18 protein-coding genes are annotated in these 20,591 nt (G+C 57.7%); 2 read left to right on the plus strand and 16 right to left on the minus strand.

Translation table 11 applies throughout. The annotated features are described in order from the left end of the window. Positions 1-241: 241 nt before the first annotated feature. The 15 genes from FS819_RS14755 to FS819_RS14825 form a co-directional block, all read right to left on the minus strand. Positions 242-514, minus strand: coding sequence for a formate dehydrogenase subunit delta (locus FS819_RS14755; RefSeq protein WP_156531809.1), 273 nt, complete (start codon positions 512-514; stop codon positions 242-244). Next, positions 504-1,328, minus strand: coding sequence for a formate dehydrogenase accessory sulfurtransferase FdhD (gene fdhD / locus FS819_RS14760; RefSeq protein ID WP_156547995.1), 825 nt, complete (start codon positions 1,326-1,328; stop codon positions 504-506). Before fdhD ends, FS819_RS14755 begins: the two co-directional genes overlap by 11 nt. 39 nt (positions 1,329-1,367) lie before the next feature. After that, positions 1,368-4,247, minus strand: coding sequence for a formate dehydrogenase subunit alpha (fdhF, locus tag FS819_RS14765; RefSeq protein ID WP_156547996.1), 2,880 nt, complete (start codon positions 4,245-4,247; stop codon positions 1,368-1,370). Between the two features lie 5 nt (positions 4,248-4,252). Continuing rightward, positions 4,253-5,809 (minus strand): formate dehydrogenase beta subunit, encoded by a 1,557-nt coding sequence (locus FS819_RS14770; RefSeq protein WP_156548197.1) that lies wholly within the window; start codon positions 5,807-5,809, stop codon positions 4,253-4,255. Positions 5,810-5,817: 8 nt separating this feature from the next. Continuing rightward, positions 5,818-6,297: a formate dehydrogenase subunit gamma gene (locus tag FS819_RS14775; RefSeq protein ID WP_060718882.1), complete on the minus strand. Its 480-nt coding sequence runs from the start codon at positions 6,295-6,297 to the stop codon at positions 5,818-5,820. Positions 6,298-6,389: 92 nt separating this feature from the next. Further along, positions 6,390-7,325: a LysR family transcriptional regulator gene (locus FS819_RS14780; protein ID WP_156547997.1), complete on the minus strand. Its 936-nt coding sequence runs from the start codon at positions 7,323-7,325 to the stop codon at positions 6,390-6,392. Positions 7,326-7,402: 77 nt separating this feature from the next. Next, entirely contained in the window at positions 7,403-7,714 is a 312-nt protein-coding gene (locus tag FS819_RS14785) for an ArsR/SmtB family transcription factor (protein ID WP_049777320.1), read from the minus strand. A gap of 133 nt (positions 7,715-7,847) precedes the next feature. After that, positions 7,848-8,780 carry an L-lactate dehydrogenase gene (locus FS819_RS14790; RefSeq protein WP_156547998.1) on the minus strand — a complete coding sequence of 311 codons (933 nt, stop codon included), beginning with the start codon at positions 8,778-8,780 and terminating at the stop codon, positions 7,848-7,850. Between the two features lie 820 nt (positions 8,781-9,600). Then, complete coding sequence (locus tag FS819_RS14795) at positions 9,601-10,008, minus strand: F0F1 ATP synthase subunit epsilon (RefSeq protein WP_015917380.1); 408 nt, start codon at positions 10,006-10,008, stop codon at positions 9,601-9,603. Positions 10,009-10,076: 68 nt separating this feature from the next. Then, positions 10,077-11,534: a F0F1 ATP synthase subunit beta gene (atpD, locus tag FS819_RS14800; RefSeq protein ID WP_015917381.1), complete on the minus strand. Its 1,458-nt coding sequence runs from the start codon at positions 11,532-11,534 to the stop codon at positions 10,077-10,079. 24 nt (positions 11,535-11,558) lie between these two features. Continuing rightward, a complete protein-coding gene (locus tag FS819_RS14805; protein WP_015917382.1) occupies positions 11,559-12,440 on the minus strand; it encodes a F0F1 ATP synthase subunit gamma in 882 nt (293 codons plus the stop codon). Between the two features lie 30 nt (positions 12,441-12,470). Further along, entirely contained in the window at positions 12,471-13,997 is a 1,527-nt protein-coding gene (gene atpA / locus FS819_RS14810) for a F0F1 ATP synthase subunit alpha (protein ID WP_070152934.1), read from the minus strand. Beyond that, positions 13,997-14,578, minus strand: a complete 582-nt coding sequence (locus FS819_RS14815) for a F0F1 ATP synthase subunit delta (protein WP_234624547.1) — start codon at positions 14,576-14,578, stop codon at positions 13,997-13,999. The genes atpA and FS819_RS14815 overlap by 1 nt, the downstream gene beginning before the upstream one ends. A 251-nt stretch (positions 14,579-14,829) precedes the next feature. Then, positions 14,830-15,225: an AGROH133_08824 family phage infection protein gene (locus FS819_RS14820; RefSeq protein ID WP_156547999.1), complete on the minus strand. Its 396-nt coding sequence runs from the start codon at positions 15,223-15,225 to the stop codon at positions 14,830-14,832. Between the two features lie 192 nt (positions 15,226-15,417). Further along, positions 15,418-17,637 carry a primosomal protein N' gene (locus FS819_RS14825; RefSeq protein WP_156548000.1) on the minus strand — a complete coding sequence of 740 codons (2,220 nt, stop codon included), beginning with the start codon at positions 17,635-17,637 and terminating at the stop codon, positions 15,418-15,420. 199 nt (positions 17,638-17,836) lie between these two features. On the opposite strand from FS819_RS14825, the gene FS819_RS14830 reads away from it, so the two are divergent. Together FS819_RS14830 and FS819_RS14835 are read left to right on the plus strand one after the other, a co-directional pair. Next, on the plus strand, positions 17,837-18,772 hold the full coding sequence (locus FS819_RS14830) for a tyrosine recombinase XerC (RefSeq protein WP_234624548.1): 936 nt from the start codon (positions 17,837-17,839) through the stop codon (positions 18,770-18,772). Between the two features lie 201 nt (positions 18,773-18,973). Next, positions 18,974-19,984 (plus strand): TraB/GumN family protein, encoded by a 1,011-nt coding sequence (locus FS819_RS14835; protein ID WP_234624549.1) that lies wholly within the window; start codon positions 18,974-18,976, stop codon positions 19,982-19,984. A 13-nt stretch (positions 19,985-19,997) separates the two neighbouring features. On the opposite strand, the gene FS819_RS14840 is transcribed toward FS819_RS14835, so the two are convergent. Further along, positions 19,998-20,504 carry a cytochrome b gene (locus FS819_RS14840; RefSeq protein WP_156548002.1) on the minus strand — a complete coding sequence of 169 codons (507 nt, stop codon included), beginning with the start codon at positions 20,502-20,504 and terminating at the stop codon, positions 19,998-20,000. Positions 20,505-20,591 lie beyond the last annotated feature (87 nt).

Raw genomic sequence — 20,591 nt, forward strand, 5'->3', positions numbered from 1 at the left:
GCCAAATTTGGAGAAGTCGTTGCTCAAACAAAAAACCAGTGCATGATGGCATGAACCAAGTGAATGCATCACGACACTGGTTGGCTTGTCTATTCCCAGCACTATCTGTAGCAGACAGCGCAACTGCCACCGCCACACATAGCGCGTCTGTCGAATGGCCAGATAGGGCCCTAATCAACCTGTTAAAATCTTTAGACTATTTGGCGCCATGCACACTAGGCCGTCGCCCGTTCGGTCAGACTCAAGCTGTGCCGCGCCCCGCCATGCCAAAGGCCTCGGCACTATTATCCACTGGACGCTTGATCAGTTTCGCCGCCTCGATCACCAGCGGGTCAAATCCATCTCGACCGGTATCGATCATCTCGAAAAACTGACGGCGCATGCGCGGTTCCCAGAACTTGTTGATATGGGTCGCCACGCCCTGCACCCGCTCATGCTCCGGCTGCGTGTTGAAGAACTGGGCGATCTGATTGGCCATGCGGATCAGTTTTTCAGCAATATGGTCATGCGACATCGGCGGAAACCCCGGATATTATGCGGTCAGGACGAGTGAACACTTCAAAATCATCGCCACGGGCAATGCCGATCAGGGTCATGCCCGCCGCCTGCGCAGTGCGGATGGCTAGCGCGGTTGGCGCGGAAATCGCCAACAGGATCGGCGCGCCCAGCATGGCCGCCTTTTGCACCATCTCGACCGACAGCCGACTGGTAACCACCACCACACCGTCTTCGCCCCGGCGTCCGGCCTTCAACACCGCTCCAACCAATTTATCAAGAGCATTGTGACGCCCCACATCTTCCCGGATCGCCAACAGGCCTTCGTCGGGAATGAAGAAACCGGCACCATGCACCGCATGGGTTTGCCGGTTGAGCGCCTGCGCCCGGCTGAGCGCATCGACAGCCTCACGGATATCCGCCGGTGTCAGCATCAATTCGCCGGTGACTTTCGGCACATCCCGGCTGGCCTGTTCGATTGACTCGATCCCACAGAGACCACAGCCAACAGGCCCCGCCATGCGACGGCGGCGGGTCGTCAGGGCTTCCGCTGTCGTATCAAGCAGCGTCACCTGCACATCGATGCCACTTGCCGCCTCGATCGGTTCAATGGCCAGAACCTCATCCAGACGGGTAATGATGCCCTCGGCCAGCGAAAAGCCCAGCGCAAAATCCAAGAGATCAGCGGGTGTCGCCATCATCACCGCATGGGTGGAACCGCCATAGGAAAAGGCCACCGGCACTTCCTCCGGCACGATCCGGTGGGCCTGCGTGGTCATCCCCTGGCGATACTGCACCTGCGGCACGAGACAGGTGGTTTTCATCTCCGGCATACCGGCAAAACCCTCCCTTTATCTTCCCCGCCCCTCATCCTATTCCGCCGCTTCCAGCTTGCCGGAAATCCGGCGGGACTGGCGCGACAGTTCATCATAGTCCCGCTGCCATTCGGTCGGGCCGTTTGAGGGCGAAACCTGCACTGCGGTCACCTTATATTCCGGGCAATTGGTCGCCCAGTCGGAATAATCTGTCGTGATGACATTGGCCTGCGTATCGGGGTGGTGGAAGGTGGTATAGACTACGCCCGGCGCAACCCGATCCGTGATCAACGCCCGCAAGGTCGTATCGCCGGAGCGGCTGGCCAGCTTGATCCAGTCTCCTTCCTTGATACCGCGCTGCTCGGCATCATGCGGATGGATTTCCAGCCGGTCCTCCCCATGCCACACGGTGTTTTCGGTGCGCCGCGTCTGCGCGCCGACATTATACTGCGACAGAATACGCCCGGTGGTCAGCAGCAGCGGGAAACGCGGGCCGGTGCGCTCGTCCGTCGCCACATATTCGGTGCGGATAAACTTACCCTTGCCGCGCACGAAGCCATCGACATGCATGATCGGCGAACCAAGTGGATGTTGCTCATTGCAAGGCCATTGCACCGACCCTTTTTCCTCCAGCATCTCATAGGAAACACCGGCAAAACTTGGCGTGGTCGCAGCGATTTCAGCCATGATCTCGGACGGATGGCTGTAATTCCAGCCTAGACCCATGGCCTCAGCCACTTTCTGGGTCACTTCCCAGTCGCTATAGCCATTCTTCGGGCTCATCACCTTGCGCACCCGGTTGATGCGCCGCTCGGCATTGGTAAATGTGCCGTCCTTTTCCAGGAAGGTCGAACCCGGCAGGAAGACGTGCGCGTAATTGGCGGTCTCATTCAAAAACAGATCGTGGACAACAACGCATTCCATCGCCGCCAGGCCTGCCGAAACATGCTTGGTATCCGGGTCGGATTGCAAGATATCCTCGCCCTGAACGTAAAGCCCTTTGAACGTGCCTTCCACCGCTGCGTCTAGCATATTGGGAATGCGCAGGCCCGGCTCGTTGTTCAGCGTCACGCCCCAGAGCTTCTCGAAGGTCTCGCGGGTGGCATCGTCGGAAATATGCCGATAGCCCGGCAGCTCATGGGGGAAAGACCCCATGTCGCAGGAGCCCTGCACATTATTCTGTCCACGCAACGGGTTCACCCCGACACCCGGACGACCGATATTGCCGGTCGCCATGGCCAGATTGGCAATCGCCATGACAGTGGTCGAGCCCTGGCTATGTTCGGTCACACCGAGCCCGTAATAGATCGCCCCATTACCGCCTGTGGCATAAAGCCTTGCCGCGCCGCGCAGATCGGCAGCGGCTACGCCGGTAAACATCTCGGTTGCTTCCGGGCTGTGCTGGGGCTCGGCCACAAAAGCCGCCCAATCCTCAAATTCCGACCAGTCGCAACGCTCGCGGATAAAGGCTTCGTTGGCCAGACTTTCAGTGACAATCACATGCGCCAGCGCCGTCAGAACGGCAACATTGGTGCCGGGCTTCAGCGGCAGATGGAAAGCTGCCTCGACATGCGGTGTCTTGACCAGATCGATGCGGCGCGGATCGATAACGATCAGCTTGGCGCCCTTCCGCAGCCGCTTCTTCAGCCGTGAGCCGAACACCGGATGGCCATCGGTCGGATTGGCACCGATCACGAGCACCACATCGGAATGCTCGACACTGTCGAAATCCTGCGTACCCGCCGATGTGCCGAAGGCTTGACCGAGACCATAACCGGTCGGCGAATGGCAGACACGGGCACAGGTATCGACATTGTTATTGCCAAAGCCAGCGCGGATCAGCTTTTGCACCAGATAGGTTTCTTCATTGGTGCAGCGCGAGGAGGTAATGCCGCCAATGGAATCGCGACCATATTGATATTGCAGCCGCTTGAATTCCGACGCCACATGGGCAAAGGCCTCCTCCCAGGTCACTTCCCGCCACGGATCGGTAATTTTCTCACGCACCATCGGGTTGAGGATGCGATCCTTGTGGCTGGCATAACCATAGGCAAACCGGCCCTTGACGCAGGAATGGCCGCGATTGGCCTTGCCGTCTTTCCACGGCACCATGCGCACCAGTTCTTCGCCGCGCATTTCCGCCTTGAAGGAACAGCCGACGCCGCAATAGGCGCAGGTCGTCACCAGCGAATGCTCCGGCTGGCCAATGGCAATGACAGACTTTTCCGTCAGCGTCGCGGTCGGACAGGCCTGCACGCAGGCACCACAGGACACACATTCCGATTCCAGAAACGCCTCATGAGCACCGGGCGAGACCCGGCTGTCGAAGCCGCGCCCCTCAATGGTCAGTGCAAACGTACCCTGCACCTCTTCACAGGCCCGCACACACCGCGAACAGACAATGCATTTGGAGGGATCATAGGTAAAATAAGGGTTGCTTTCGTCCTTCGGCATGTAGCGGGCATTCAACCCGTCACCGGCCCGGGTCTTGACGTGGTTGTCACCCTCATAGCCGTAGCGCACATCGCGCAGGCCAACCGCGCCCGCCATATCCTGTAATTCGCAATCCCCATTGGCGGCACAGGTCAGGCAGTCCAGCGGATGATCGGAGATGTAAAGCTCCATAACCCCCTTGCGGATCTGCTTTAGCCGCTCCGTCTGGGTGTGAACGACGATGCCGGGCGCACAGGGCGTGGTGCAGGAGGCCGGGGTGCCATTGCGGCCCTCGACCTCCACCAGACAGAGCCGACAGGAACCGAAGGCATCCACCATATCGGTGGCGCACAGCTTCGGTACCTGAATGCCAGCCTCCATCGAAGCCCGCATGATCGACGTGCCCGCTGCCACCGTCACCTCGCGGCCATCAATGGTCAGCGTCACAGTTTCGGTGGATGAGGAAGCCGGGGTGCCGTAGTCAATTTCATGGATCAGAGACATGGTCTTTACTCCGCCGCTTCAACAAGGGGGGCAGGCGCAAAATCCTGCGGGAAATGCGTCATCGCGCTCATGACAGGATAGGGCGTAAAGCCGCCAAGCGCGCAAAGCGATCCGAATTTCATGGTGTTGCAGAGATCTTCCAGCAGCACCTTGTTCTTTTCAGGCTCAATGCCCTTTGCAATCCGGTCCACGGTTTCGACGCCCCGTGTCGAGCCGATCCGACAGGGCGTACACTTGCCGCAACTTTCGACCGCGCAGAATTCCATCGCAAATCGGGCCTGTTTCAGCATATCAGCGCTGTCATCGAAGACCACAATCCCAGCATGGCCGATCAAGCCACCAGCAGCGGTAAAGGCCTCGTAATCGAACACCGTATTGAACAGCGAGGGCGGGAAATAGGCCCCAAGCGGCCCGCCCACCTGCACCGCCTTTACCGGACGGCCCGTGAGGGTGCCGCCGCCGATATCGTTGATAATCTCGCCCAGCGTCAGGCCAAAGGCGGTCTCGTAAAGGCCACCGTGTTTGACATTGCCAGCAATCTGGATCGGGATGGTGCCATGCGACCGGCCAACGCCGTAATCCCGGTAGAACTGCGCACCGCGGTCCATAATAACAGGAATGGAGGCCAGCGACATGACATTGTTGACAACGGTTGGCTTGCCGAACAATCCTTCCAGCGCCGGAAGCGGCGGCTTGGCGCGCACCACACCACGCTTGCCTTCCAGGCTGTTGAGCAGCGAGGTTTCCTCACCACAGACATAGGCACCGGCCCCCTCGCGGACGTCCATGTCGAAAGCGTAAGCAGAGCCTAACACGGATGCTCCCAGAATACCCTGTTTGCGGGCGATCTCGATGGCTTCACGCATCACGGCGATGGCATGAGGATATTCCGAGCGGGTATAGACATAGCCCTTGGTGGCACCGACAGCGATCCCGGCAATCACCATGCCTTCGATCAGCACGAAGGGATCACCCTCCATGATCATCCGGTCCGCAAAGGTGCCGCTATCGCCCTCATCGGCATTGCAAACGATGTATTTCTGGTCGGCTTTGGCGTCCGCCACGGTTTTCCATTTGATTCCGGTCGGGAAACCTGCCCCGCCGCGACCACGAAGGCCGCTTTCGGTGACTTGGGCGACAATTTCGGTGGGCAGCATGGCAATCGCTTTTGCGAGGCCGGTCAGACCCTTGTAATGCCGATAATCTTCCAGAGACAGCGGATCGGTAATGCCGCAACGGGAAAAGGTCAGCCGGGTCTGGTTCTTCAGAAAAGGAATATCGCTGGTCAAGCCGTGACAGAGCGGATGGGCAGCCCCTGTCAAAAACCCGGCATCGAACAGGCCAGCGACATCGGAAGGCTTGACGGGACCATAGGCAATCCGGCCGTGGTCCGTGCGCACTTCGACCAGGGTTTCCAGCCAAAGCATGCCGCGCGACCCATTGCGAATGACCGTCACATCGACATGGCGTGCCTCAGCTTCCCGCTTGATGGCGGCGGCAACCTTATCAGCCCCGACCGCAAGAGCAGCGGCATCCCGGGGAACGAAAACGGTGATGCTCATCGGCTCGCTCATCGACGGGCCTCCATCAGTAGATCGTCAAGACAGTGCTCGTCCAAGCGGCCATGCAATTCCCCATCCAGCATGGCGGCCGGCGCGCAGGCACAGAGCCCGAGACAGAAGACCGGCTCCAGAGTCACCGCGCCATCAGCGGTGGTTTCATGCCAATCGATACCGAGCCGGGCCTTGATCGTTTCGCCAAGAGGCTCGCCACCCAAGGATTGGCAAGCCTCGGCCCGACAGAGTTTCAGGACATGGCGACCGGAGGGATGATCACGAAAATCATGGTAGAAACTGACGACCCCATGCACTTCGGCCCGCGACAGATTCAAGGCACGAGCAATCACCGGTTTGGCACTATCAGGCACGCATCCGAATTCGCGTTGGATTTCATGCAGGATCGGCAGAAGGGGGCCTTCAAGATGCTTGAGGCTATCGATGATCGCCTCCACTCTGGCCACGTCGGCCTCCGCCACCACATGCATATTCATCGCTTCCTCCTCAGCGGCCAGCAACGACGCCATGCGTCGCGCGGCAAGACGGTACACTCACCCGTTTTGCGAGAATGAATCCAGCCTGTCGCTCAGGTCAATACCGCTGTATCGTTACGCGATAGAAAAAACCTATCAAAGGCTTGTGCGGCTGCGAGGCGGCGTGCCTCATGCAATAGCGCTGAAACCAGCGGCGTATAGGGTTCACGATGGGTCGCCACCAGCCCAACCAGATGCTGGGCCTGCGGCTCGACAATCGGCACCATACGAATTTCCTCGGGGAAACCGAAGGATTCCGCAACGTTACGTGGCATGATCGACGACCATTGCCCGGTCCGGATATGAGAAAACAACACGATCATCGAGTTGGATTCCAGCGTCGGCCGAGGCACCACCCCCGCCTCGGTGAAATGCTGATTGATGATGCGCCGGTTCTGCATATCGGGGGTCAATAGGCAAAGCCGAAGATCGGAAACCTCTTGCCACGTCACGCTTTCCCGGTCGGCCAGCGGCGTGCCGGTCGCCGCAATCAGGTGATAACGCTCGGCATAGAGCGGCACAGACGTCACCCGGCCAAGCGGTTCATTGTCGAGATAGGTGATGCCCGCATCAATCTCCAGATTTTCCAGAAGGCTGAGGACCTGGAGAGAATTGCGCGACACCACCTGGAACGTCACAGCCGGGTGATGTGTCTGAAATGGCTCCGTCAGCTTCTGCACCATCGCCAGCGCCGTCGGGATCACCGCCAGGCGAATATGTCCAGCCAGACCATTGCGCGCCGCCCGCATTTCCTCGCGCATGGTACGAGCATCGCCGACAATCCGCCGCGCCCATTCCAGCACCCGCTGCCCCTCGGGCGTCAGGCCTTGAAACCGGGAACCGCGCTGCACCAGGATCACACCCAGCTGATCTTCAAGCTGGCGGATCGCCGCTGACAGCGTGGGCTGGGAAATGCCGCATTCTTCCGCAGCACGACCGAAATGTTGGGCACGGGCAAGTGCAATGAAAAATTCCAGCTTGTCGATCATCGCTGCACCGCCTGTCGCCCGAGCCTTGAATCATCGGAAAGGCCGAAGCACGTCCTTTGTCGGCAGTCCCATGCGCATCAATCACGCAGGTCGAATGTCGTCTCCTCGCCCGCAGGCGAACAATACATCTGGTACAGCACCGATACCAGTTCCTTCACCGCCGGATTGGTGATCGAATAATAAATCTGGCGCCCGGACCGGCGACTTTCCACCAGATTGTCCATCCGCAACCGCGCCAGTTGCTGTGAAACAATGGCCTGCTGCAATTGCAGAAGCACTTCCAGCTCGCCAACCGTCTTTTCCCCTTCGCTGAGAATACACAGGATCAACAACCGATTTTCATGGGACAAGGCCTTCAGAAGAGCAGCGGCACCTGCTGCTTTCTGCATGAAGTTGGCCAATTGGCTCGCCGGCGTTTCGGCGTCTGTTGAAGAAGCGATCATAGGTTCCATCGAATGACAATGTCTACGGACTGCTGAACACCGGATGAAGGGAGGCGGATCAGCGACGGACAAAATATGCTCAACATGGCACAGACAGCGCGAGATCCTTCAACATCCTTGCGCTCTTTGCCAAGGCAATCCGCTCTGTTTCATCAAGATCAGGCACAAGATCCATCAGAATTCCGCTCGAGCCAATCACCCGTGGCACGGATGCCGCAACATTCTTTACACCACCCAGCTCCGCTGTGACGCTGGAAACGGAAAGCACATCACGCTGATCGCTGGCAATTGCTTTGACGATCCGTGCCAGACCGGCACCGATGCCGTAATAGGTGGCACCTTTCCCCTTGATAATCTTGTCGGCGGCATGGCGCACACCGGCGTCGATCTCACTGCGAACCGCATTCGTCACCGGCTTGCCCGCCTGTTCGGCAAAAGACATCAATGGCACGGCGCCAACCATGGCATTCGACCAGGCCAACACTTCGCTATCGCCATGCTCACCCAGAACATAGGCATGGACGGATTGCGGCGAAATCTCCAGATATCGCCCTAGCAGGCTGCGAAACCGTGCGGTATCGAGTATGGTGCCGGAGCCGATCACTCTTTGTGGCGCAAGGCCCGAAAGGCGGGTCGCAATGTCAGTCATAATATCGACAGGATTGGAAGCGATCAGCAAAATTGCATTCGGTGCTGCTGCGAGAACCTGGTCCACGACCTGCCGGAATACTTCCGCATTGCGGCCAAGCAATTCGAGCCGGGTTTCACCCGGTTTCTGACTGACACCTGCCGAGATGATAACCACGCCCGCTCCAACGAAATCATCATAATGTCCGGCCCGAACAAGGGTTGCAGAAACGAATGGCACGGCATGGGATATGTCTTCGGCCTGAGCTTGGGCCAGATCCGTATTATAATCAACCAGCACGATTTCCGAGGCGATGCCAAGCATTGTTAACGCATAGGCCGATGCACTGCCCACCATGCCCGCTCCCACTATGCCGACCTTCATGTCCCCACTCCTGACCGCGAAACTACCCGCGTTACTGACCCCGTATTCACGCCTTATCGCGCGTCCCCAAATGGAGATTTGCTGCGAAATCTCTTCAATCCCAAAGGGTTGAAAACATTGCTATAACTTACAACATATTTTCGAAACGGTAAAAAATGCACGAAGTGCGATGCTAGACGTCCTTATGCTTTCCCCATTCAGTCGTGCTTATGAAGGTCCATTGCGTTCGTCACATGCACCGTTTTTACTTCACTTCTAAATCGATTGAGAGGAGTATTACTTCTGAGTAAGCGGCGACAGTGACGTTACGTGAGGCGAGTGTCAACCGCGGCATCCGGCCATTTTTGAGATAGAATGACCCCTTGGGACATAAAAAATAGTGCTAGCGCAATCATTTGATAGAGGAATGTCGGCGGATTGCGTTTGAACAGCATCGGCGCCTGGTGGAATTAGCAATTACGCTGTGCCGCGAACGGCAAAGAAAAGCTGGAAAACGACCAGCTACATCAGCACCTAAAACCCAGGCTCGATCTGCTCAATACTGAATAGCAGGAAATCGAAGCCTTCGGTCTGTTTATCTTAATCTCAAGACGGGAAGAGCGCACATTGAATGGAACGATCGAAAAGCATTTTAAAAATCATCGACCGCCTCTGCATATTCTCCCAAATCCAACCGGATTGAGCGAAAAAACGACGCGGTAAACTCAAAAAACTACAGGATTTTAAGCACGTCTGATGAAATCAGCCGGCTTTCGATTTCACCACAAAAAAGCGGCCGCGAGGGCCGCCTTGAAAACCTGAAAATGAAGAACAGTGTCAATCAGGCTGGAACCAGCACGCCATTCAGATGCGTCATTGCGTTCAAGAACTGCTCCAGCTTGGTCCGGTGTTCGTGATTTTCCGTATCGTCCAGTTCAGCTTTGGCCAATTCGATCCGCTTCATCAGCGTATCGCGGCTCAATTCATCGACCGGTACGGCACTTTCCGCCAACAGAGTCAGTCTTTCCGGTGTGATATCGGCAAAGCCACCGAAAATCACATATTTGCCGGTTTTTCCGGAAGCGAACTTCACCGTTACGACACCTGGCTTGATAACCGTCATTGTCGGCGCATGGTGGGCCATGACGGTCATCTCACCTTCGGTCGCCGGAATGACAACCTCGCTTACCTTTTCCGAGATCAGCAACCGCTCGGGGGAAACGAATTCGAAATTGAAATTGTCAGCCATGGCTTTTTACTTTCTAACGCTGGAAACTGAACGCACGGTCATAAACCGTGCGTTCTTCGATCCATGGATCAGGCAGCAACAGCTGCCAGCTTCTTTGCCTTTTCGATGGCTTCATCCATCGAGCCGACCATGTAGAAGGCGGCTTCCGGCATGTGGTCATAGTCGCCATTGACCAGTCCCTTGAAGCCCTTGATCGTGTCTTCCAGCGACACCAGCTTGCCTGGCGAGCCGGTGAAGATTTCGGCAACGTGGAACGGCTGCGACAGGAAGCGCTCGATCTTACGGGCGCGGGCAACCGCGATCTTGTCGTCTTCGGACAGTTCGTCCATCCCAAGGATGGCGATGATGTCCTGGAGCGACTTGTAACGCTGCAGGGTCGACTGAACTTTACGAGCCACTTCGTAATGTTCTTCACCGACAACCATCGGGTCTAGCATACGCGAGGTGGAGTCGAGCGGATCAACAGCTGGGTAAATACCCTTTTCAGCGATCGAACGGTTCAGAACGGTCGTTGCGTCCAAGTGGGCAAACGACGTTGCAGGAGCCGGGTCAGTCAAGTCGTCGGCGGGAACGTAAATCGCCTGAACAGAGGTAATAGAACCCTTGTTCGTGGTGGTGATGCGTTCCTGCAAGGCACCCATGTCGGTTGCCAGTGTTGGCTGATAACCAACCGCCGAAGGAATACGACCCAGAAGAGCCGACACTTCAGACCCAGCCTGCGTGAAGCGGAAGATGTTGTCCACGAAGAACAGAACGTCCTGGCCCTTGTCGCGGAAGTCTTCCGCGATGGTCAGACCGGTCAAGGCTACGCGCGCACGCGCACCTGGAGGCTCGTTCATCTGACCGTAAACGAGGGCGCACTTGGAACCAGCAGCAGAGCCACCGTTTTCATGCGGGTCGACGTTCACCTTGGATTCAATCATTTCGTGGTACAGGTCATTGCCTTCGCGGGTACGTTCACCCACGCCAGCAAATACCGAGTAGCCGCCGTGTGCCTTGGCAACGTTGTTGATCAATTCCATGATCAGAACGGTCTTGCCAACGCCCGCGCCGCCGAACAGGCCGATCTTACCGCCCTTGGCGTAAGGAGCGAGAAGGTCAACAACCTTGATGCCGGTCACCAAAATCTGAGATTCAGTCGATTGCTCAACATATTCAGGAGCAGGCTGGTGAATCGCGCGACGAGCAGTCGTCGTCACTGGCCCAAGTTCGTCGACCGGTTCGCCGATGACGTTCAGAATACGTCCGAGCGTCTCGTCGCCGACAGGCACGGAGATCGGAGCGCCGGTATCGGAAACCGGCTGGCCACGCACCAGACCTTCGGTCGAGTCCATGGCAATGGTCCGCACCACATTTTCACCGAGATGCTGCGCCACTTCCAGAATCAGGCGATGGCCGCCGTTTTCTGTTTCCAACGCATTCAGGATCGGCGGCAAGACGCCGTCGAATTTCACATCGACGACGGCGCCGATGACCTGGGTCACCTTGCCCGCTGCGGGAGATGTCTGGGTCGCTGCCCTAGCCATATTCATACCCTCTTTTGTTCAAGCTCAGAGCGCTTCGGCGCCTGCAATGATTTCGATGAGTTCGGTGGTGATCTTGGCCTGCCGCTGGCGATTGTAACTCAGCGTCAACTTGTTGATCATCTCACCGGCGTTGCGCGTGGCATTGTCCATCGCGCTCATCTTGGCACCCATTTCACCGGCGGCGTTTTCAAGAAGCGCACGGAAAATCTGCACCGCAATGTTACGCGGGATCAGGTCGGACAGGATCGAAGCCGCATCCGGTTCGTAATCATAGATCGCGGCAGCGCTGCTGGAAGCTGCCGGAGCATCGCCTACAGCCGCTGGAATCAACTGCCGGGCTGTTGGGATCTGGCTTATAACCGACTTGAACTCCGAATAGAACAAGGTGCAGACGTCGAATTCGCCCTTGTCGAACATGGAGATCACCTTGCGGGCAACCGTATCCGCATTTTCAAACGCAACGCGCTTGACCTCGCGAAACTCTGTCCGCTCGACGATCAATGCACCGAATTCCCGACGCAGACTGTCATAGCCCTTCTTGCCGACGCAATAGATCTTCACGGTCTTGCCCGCTGCCAGCAAGCTGCGCACATGATCACGCGCAAAGCGCGAGATCTGTGAATTAAAACCACCGCAAAGACCACGCTCCGCCGTGCAGACCACGAGCAGATGCACGTCGTCCTTGCCAGTGCCCGTCATCAGCGTGGACACGCCGTCATCACTGCCAACCGCCTGGGCGATATTGGCGAGAACGGCGCCCATGCGCTGGGAATACGGCCGGGCGGCCTCGGCCGCCTCCTGCGCACGACGCAACTTAGCCGCAGCGACCATTTTCATCGCTTTGGTGATTTTCTGCGTCGCCTTGACGGAGGCGATCCGGTTTTTCAGATCCTTTAGTGAAGGCATCCGTTAATCCGTCCTTGGCTCGAGTCCGATTTAGGCGAAAGACTTTGCGAACGTATCGAGAGCAGTCTTGAGCTTGCCCTTGACGTCGTCGCTGATAGCCTTCTCCGTGCGGATTGCATCGAGGATGTCCTTGCCTTCTGTCCGGAGATAGGAAAGCACGCCATGCTCAAATCGACCGACATCACTGACGGCAAGCTTATCGAGATATCCGTTGACACCCGCGAAAATCACAACAACCTGCTCCTCCACCTTCAACGGGGAGAACTGCGGCTGCTTCAAAAGTTCGGTGAGGCGCGCACCACGGTTCAGCAAGCGCTGCGTGGCAGCATCAAGGTCGGAACCGAACTGAGCAAAGGCGGCCATTTCGCGATACTGAGCAAGCTCACCCTTGATCGAGCCAGCAACCTGCTTCATGGCCTTGATCTGAGCAGCAGAACCAACGCGCGAAACCGACAGACCAACGTTCACAGCTGGACGAATGCCCTGATAGAACAGGTCGGTTTCAAGGAAGATCTGGCCGTCGGTGATCGAGATCACGTTGGTCGGAATGAAGGCCGACACGTCGTTGCCCTGGGTTTCAATAACCGGCAGAGCGGTAAGCGAACCAGCGCCACGCTCATCGGAGAGCTTGGCAGCGCGCTCAAGCAGACGCGAATGCAGATAGAAAACGTCGCCAGGATAAGCTTCACGGCCCGGAGGACGACGCAACAACAGCGACATCTGACGGTAAGCAACAGCCTGCTTGGACAAGTCGTCATAAGCGATCAGGGCGTGCTGACCCTTGTCGCGGAAATATTCGCCCATCGTGCAGCCAGCGAACGGAGCCAGATACTGCATAGGAGCAGGATCAGAAGCGGTTGCCGCGATGATGATGGAGTATTTCAGAGCGCCACGCTCTTCCAGAACCTTGACGAACTGGGCAACGGTGGAGCGCTTCTGACCGATAGCCACGTAAACGCAGAACATCTTGTCATCGCCACCAGCATCGTGTGCAGGCTTCTGATTGAGGAAGGTGTCGAGAATGATGGCGGTCTTGCCGGTCTGACGGTCGCCAATCACCAACTCGCGCTGGCCGCGGCCAACCGGGATCAGAGCATCGATGGCCTTGATGCCTGTCGACATCGGCTCATGAACGCCCTTGCGCGGAATAATGCCTGGAGCCTTGACGTCAACGCGCGAACGGATTGCCGAGTTGATCGGACCTTTGCCGTCAATTGGATTGCCGAGAGCGTCAACAACGCGACCCAGCAACTCAGGACCAACAGGAACTTCAACGATGGCGCCGGTCCGCTTAACGGTGTCGCCTTCCTTGATGTCGCGGTCGGAGCCGAAGATAACCACGCCGACATTGTCGGATTCGAGGTTCAGCGCCATGCCCCGGATACCACCGGGAAACTCGACCATTTCACCGGCCTGAACATTGTCCAGACCGTAGACGCGGGCAATACCGTCACCGACGGACAGAACCTGGCCGACTTCGGAAACTTCAGCGTCCTGGCCAAAGTTCTTGATTTGATTTTTCAGAATTGCGGAAATTTCCGCGGCGCGGATATCCATCAGCCAACCTCTTTCAGTGCAAGCTTAAGGGTGGAAAGTTTGGTGCGAAGAGACGTGTCTATCTGACGGGAGCCGATCTTAACGATCAGACCACCCAGGAGAGACGGATCGACAGTCACGAACATCGTAACGGTCTTTCCGGTCGCGCTCTTCAGCGCCTCCTTCAGTTCGGTTTCCTGCGCCGGGGTCAGCGCATGAGCAGAGGTCACATCAGCAGCCAGTTCGCCACGGTGGCGCGCCGCGATAATGCGGAAGGCTGCGATCATGCCGGGAACGGCAAACAGGCGACGATTGGCTGTAACGAGCTTCAGGAAATTGCCGACGAGGCCGCCAATTTCAGCCTTGTCACACAGAGCTGCGATGGCAGAAGCCTGCTGCTCGCTGGTGAAGGCCGGGCTGGTCACCAGCCGCTGCAGATCGACGCTCTCGTCGATCATCGCCTGGAAACGATTGAGATCGCCAGCCACCGCATCCACAGAATCCGCCTCGCGTGCCAGCTCGAAAAGCGACGACGCGTAGCGCTCTGCAACTGCGGAAACCGGCTGACCGGAAATAGGCTGGGATGTGTCTGCCACGGGCACAAAATTCCCTGAATGTTACTCAAAACTGTCGCATGCGCCGGCTGGCGCAACACCAGTTTGATATCGTTTAAGTTTTCCCCCGGACGTCACAAGCAGTGCAGCTTGTCTCGTCCAAATTTGCGGTCCGTCTAGCATACGATCCCCGGACTCGCAACACGGGTATTAACGGAATAAACGAGGAGGGCAACCCGCTTTTGACGATTTTGTGATCTTCACCGTCAAATTAATGAGGCGAATTGCGCGAAATCGCGTCACACCAGGCCGAAGACGTAGATGAAAGGCAAAATGCCTAAAACAGTGACGGCAATTATAAGTAGAAAATTGCGCCAGGTCGCTCCGCGAACTCCCCCATGGTCCGACAGGATCGACAAAATCAAACCAAACAGCCCGACCCCCAGAGTGATCCCATAGGCCAGATAGAGCATCGGCTGGGCCAACATCACGGCGCTCGCCCCAAGGCCAGCCATCATGCCACCGCCCAGACGCAGCGCGGCCAACCCTTCCCGGCGGCCCTCCCGCCCGCTCAAGCCGAGCCCCCGAAGGGTGATAACAGGGGCAAACATGATGAACAGGCCCAGAAGGGCAAAGAGCGCGGCGCTGGCAAAGGCCAGCTGCTCGCCGGTTTCGGTCGGAAAATAAAATTCCATGACAGCCTCTGGTGGTCCTTTGTAATCGTCCCTGTCTCAGGCCTGGATACGGCGCAAAACAGGAGGATGAATCGTATTTGCGCTCTTATGCCACAGGCAAATCCAGGCGCAATATCCGGCTTTCGTCACCTCAAGCCCTGAAGGCCCTTTATACGACGGATTATTGGAAATCACTCGTCGTATTCCCCAGCATCAAAGAAAGCTCTGCGGATCGACATCCACTTGCACCTGGATGGAGCGACGCTCTTTCGGGCCGTTGCTCAGCATCGCAGCGACAAAAGCCTGCATGTCGCTGGCTTTGCGGCCATGAATGAGCAGGCGGAAACGATGGCGGCCACGGATCAATGCCAGCGGTGCCTCGGCAGGCCCCAGAATGGCGATGCCGCTGACGGCAGGGGCGGCCTGGCGCAAGTGCCGGGCATGAGTTTCGGCATCCGCCCGATTGTCCGCTGACACGATGATCGAGACGAGACGCCCGTAAGGCGGCAGCACCGCCCGCTCCCGCTCGGTAATTTCCCGCTCATAAAAGGCATCGGCATCGCCGGAAACAATGGCTTGCATCACCGGATGCTGCGGCTGATACGTCTGCAAAAGGCCATGGCTCTTCAAACCGGTACGCCCCGCCCGACCCGTCACCTGGCTCAACAGCTGAAAGGTTCGCTCGGCGGCACGTGGATCACCATTGGCAAGGCCAATATCGGCATCGACGATACCGACAAGCGTCATCAGCGGAAAATTATGACCCTTTGCCACCAATTGTGTGCCGATGACGATATCGGCCTCACCCTTGGCAATGGCTTCCAATTCCAGCCTAAGCCGTTTGACACCGCCGAGATCCGACGACAAGACCAGCGTGCGGGCGTCTGGGAAGTGCCGTTCCACCTCCTCGGCAATCCGCTCCACGCCCGGCCCGCAGGCAACAAGATGGTCCAGCGTCCCGCATTCGGGGCAGGCATTGGGCGTCGGCTCGGCATAACCGCATTGATGGCATTGAATCTGGCCGCGAAACCGGTGTTCCACCAGCCAACTGGAACATTGCGGACATTGGAAACGATGGCCACAGACCCGGCATAGCGTCAGCGGCGCGTAGCCCCGCCGGTTGAGAAACAACAACGCCTGTTGCTGTTTTTCCATCGTCTTGGCGATGGCCCGCAGCATCAGAGGCGAAAGAAAACCGCCCCGTTCCGGCGGATGGCGGCGCATATCGACAAGATGCAGATCCGGCATGGCCGCATCGGCAAAACGGGTCGGCAGGTGAATACGCTTGTAGCGACCGCTATAACTGTTGACCTGACTTTCGACGGACGGCGTAGCCGACACCAGCACAGCAGGAATACTGGCAATCCGCGCCCGCACCACCGCCATATCGCGGGCATTGTAGAACACCCTGTCTTCCTGCTTGAAGGCCGGATCATGCTCTTCATCGACAATGATCAGCCCCAGATCGGCAAAGGGCAGGAACAGCGCCGAGCGGGCACCAGCCACCACCCGAATGTCACCTGTCGCCGTCTGCCGCCAGACTTTTTCCCGGGTCCGGGTGGCAAGATCGGAATGCCATTCGCCGGGTTTAGCGCCAAAACGGTCCTGAAACCGCTCCAGAAAAGCCGTGGTCAGGGCGATTTCCGGCAGGAGGATCAGCACTTGGCGACCCTGACGCAGCGTTTCGGCAATCGCTTCGAAATAGACCTCCGTCTTGCCGGACCCGGTGACGCCATCGATCAGTGCCACCGAAAAACCACCATCCCGAACACTCTCGACCAGAACCTCAGCTGCGCCCAACTGCGGACCGGAGAGCCGATGGGCGGCGTAATCCGGGTCCGGCAGCGCCACCAGCGGTGGTGGCGGCAGAAATACGGTTTCGAACAGGCCGAGCTTTGCCATGCCGTCAACAACCGAGGTCGAGACCCCTGCCGCATGCGCAAGCCCGCTTTTGGTCCAGGAAAGCCCATCTTCAGCCAATTCCAGCACTTTCCTACGGGCCGGGGTCAGCTTTTCCGGGGCATGACCCGCATAGCGCAAACCTTCGATCATCGGGTCTGGGTCGAAAGCAGCAGGGGCGCGCAAGGCCATGCGGGCCACCAATCCAGGCGGGGAAAGGGTATAGGCCGCCACCCAATCGATGAACCGGCGCATGCCCGCGTCCAGCGGTGGGCAGTCGAACAACTTTTCGATGCTGCGCAGCTTGGCGGGATCTATCTTGGCTCCGTCATCGTCGCCATCCCACACGACGCCAACCACTTTACGCGGCCCAAGCGGCACCTGCACGATGGCACCCGGTGCCAAAATCATCTCATCAGGAACGGCGTAACTGTAAGGCCCTGGCGCTGGCAACGGCACCAGCACAGGCACCGCGCGGCGGGCAGGGCCGGCCTTGGTGCGCGGACCAAACAGATCTGACGATTCGATGCTCATTGCGCCGGACCATGCCCCCGAAAAGCGCAAAATGGAACCAGAAATTTAACCTGACACTTGTCCATATCGGACTGGTGCCTCGGTTAATCATTCCCTAACGGCTCTCCGTCAGGATGGCTCTCATGCGCAATTCCTGGACCTTTTTAGATCTAAGACGGACTAGGTACTGCATAAAACTATCATTCACAAAGGCCCTGCCGTGACCGAACTGCTGTTGATTGCCGCCCCCGACCTGATGGCGGAACGCCAGAATTGGCTTGCCAGCCTGTCTGGACAAAGACGGCTCGCCGATCATACGCTGACCGCCTATGAACGCGATACCCGGCAATTTCTCAGCTTTCTGACCGGCTATTTCGGCGGTCCTCCCTCAATTGAGGATATCAAGGCGCTGCGGCCTTCCGACCTGCGTGCTTTTTTGTCGTCACGCCGTAAGGAAGGTGCTGGCGCTCGTTCGCTCGGTCGCCATCTTGCCGGTGTCCGGTCGCTCTTGCGCTATCTGGAGCGCAAAGGCCTGGTTAATGCCGCCGGTGCCGGTGCCATCCGCTCGCCCAAGCAGCCGAAATCGCTGCCCAAGCCGCTTAGCCCTGCCCAGGCTTTAACGGTGGTGGCGGCAGAAACGCAATTGAATGAGGAGCCTTGGATTGCGGCGCGCGACGCTGCGGTTTTCACCTTGCTCTATGGCTGCGGCCTGCGTATTTCCGAAGCGCTGAATCTCACACCCGCCGATATCGTCGCCACGACGACCACGCTGCGGGTCATCGGCAAGGGCAACAAGACCCGGCTCGTACCGCTCCTGCCCATCGTGCGTCAGGCGGTTTTATCCTATCAAAACCTTTGCCCCTATCATTTGCCAGCCGCAGAGCCGCTGTTTCGCGGCGCGCGCGGCGGGAAATTGCAGCAGGGAATCATCCAGCGGGAAATGCAGCGCTTGCGCTCGGCACTCGGTCTGCCGGATACGGCAACGCCGCATGTATTGCGTCATTCCTTTGCCACCCATCTGCTGAGCGGGGGCGGCGACCTGCGCACCATTCAGGAATTGCTAGGCCACGCCAGCCTTTCCACCACCCAGATCTATACCGGCGTGGATTCGGCACGGCTGCTGGATGTGTATGACCGGGCGCATCCGCGCGCGTGATACTAAATGTTTAAATTTGGAAAATAGGGTTCGGGACAACGGAACCGGCTTCGCTGGTCAGACACGCGCCCACATGGTCCTTAGAAAGCAGGCAGGATGTTTAAAGCCAAGACTATATCAGCGATAAACACAAGGGTTGCCAGCTGGGCTGCCCCCCGCTGGGCTGCCCCCCGCTGGGTTGATCATGCCTTGGCCTTGGTGATGGCTCTGCCACTGCTGTTCCTGACGCTGCTGATTGCAGCCATCGTGTCCTCCAGCTTTGTCAGGGCCGAGGACCTTTCCTGCACCGGACGCAATCTCCTGCCGGAGTTGCAGCAAAAGGACCCGAAAGCCTATCAAGCGCTGGAGGCAGAAGCGGCCAAGGTGCCAAATGGCCATTCGATTTTCTGGAAGATCGAAAAGCCCGGCATTGCGCCGTCCTTTCTGCTTGGCACCATGCATGTCACCGACCCGCGCGTGCTGACAATGCCGAAAGGCGCGCCGGAAGCCTCGGCGGCAGCCGATACCATCATCGTCGAATCCGACGAGATCCTCGACGACAAGAAAGCCGCCCTCGCGCTTCTGGCAAAGCCCGAACTGTCGATGTTTACCGATGGCACGACGATTACCAACCGCCTGACCCCTGAGCAGACGGCAACGCTCGAAACCGGGTTGAAACAACGAGGTCTGTCGCTCACCGCCGTCAACCGGATGAAGCCCTGGATTCTTGCGGCTTTCGTGGCACTCCCGGCCTGCGAAAAGGCCCGCAAAGCCGAGGGACAGTCCTTCCTCGACAAGCAGATTGCCGAAAATGCCGCCAAGGCTGGCAAGCGGGTGGTCGGACTGGAAACCTATGCTGAACAATTGGCGGCAATGAATGACTTGCCGATGGCTTTTCATTTACAATCGCTGATTGATGCCGTCGAGCTTGGTGACAAGATCAATGACGTCAATGAAACCATGATCTCCCTTTACCTGAAAGGCGAGGTTGGTGAGATCATGCCGATGATGCAAGCGGTTGCACCGGACACCGAAACTGCCAAAATTGATGGCCACGCCGATTTCGATCAGCGAATCGTGATCGACCGCAACAAAATCATGGCACAGCGCGCTGGTCCGCTGCTCAGCCAAGGCAAGGTCTTCATGGCGGTCGGCGCCCTGCATCTGCCGGGCGAGCAAGGGCTGGTCGAATTGCTGCGAACGCAGGGCTTCACCGTGACGGCCCTGCAATAAAAGGCTGCGGTGTTTAAGAGATGCCGCGTGTCATCCGGGTTAGTACATTGGTTTTCCAATAAAACTGGTGAACAAACGCGGCCAGCACATGCACGATGATCAACGCCCAGAGCAGAAGCTTGAGCGGCCCGCCATGCAATTCTCCCAGGGCATCAATGCCGAAATAATATTTGGCAATCCCGGTGATCGGCATCAGGAAAAACAGCGCGTAAAAAGCCCAATGGGCCAGATTGGCGGCAAGTTTCAGCACGGGCGCTTCGGCATCCGGCGCATCCGGAGCCCCTTGCACCAGCCGTAACACGAGGCGAACGAGACAGAGAACCAGAATAGCGACACCGACATAGGCATGAATATTGGCTAAGGCCAAATCATTCGGCGTTACCGTTTCGCCACCTCGCGTCAGCCGGTTCCAATTTTCTATGCCATCAGAAAAGATCAGATTGAAGAAAATCAACAAAGCCATCGACCAGTGCAACATTCTCTGGGCGATAGAATAACCTGCAACCGGGTTCGAGACCATAAGTCTTTCCTTTTATCAGAGCGTTAAGAAGAAATAACGCCTCATGATAAAAGCCTTGGCTTGAACCACAAGCCAAGGCTTTCAATA

Source organism: Allorhizobium sp. Av2, from assembly GCF_021462805.2.
Classification (GTDB): Bacteria; Pseudomonadota; Alphaproteobacteria; order Rhizobiales; family Rhizobiaceae; genus Allorhizobium; species Allorhizobium vitis_G.